The sequence below is a fragment of the Belnapia sp. AC561 genome (assembly GCF_979252845.1).
This window is the reverse complement of record NZ_CEEDBP010000321.1, coordinates 1-256: the sequence shown is the minus strand read 5'-3', so window position 1 is coordinate 256 and position 256 is coordinate 1. Positions and strand designations below refer to the sequence as shown.

General features: G+C 35.5%; 1 protein-coding gene. It reads left to right on the top strand.

Annotated features, from left to right (window positions below; translation table 11 throughout):
- The coding region (locus AC0IW9_RS31260; RefSeq protein WP_471652182.1) for a hypothetical protein at positions 1–256 on the top strand (256 nt) is incomplete at both ends.

Sequence of the window (256 nt, the reverse complement as noted above, 5' to 3'; positions counted from 1 at the left end):
AAGCAATGCCATTATCAACGAAATTAATAAGTACTATGCCTTTGGAACTGTAACGAAAATTCCAGACCAAAGAATGAGGTTTGCTGTTCAAATTTATGATTCCAAGCTGTTGAAACAGTTTGTGCCAGAACTCGCAGTATTTAAACAATCTCAATTTTATGGCTTAATCGACACTCAGAAAGATAGCTTACAAATTAAAGGTAATTTCCCGCAGGTTGTTTACGGCGATTTTAAAGTTGACACGACAGTTTTGAAC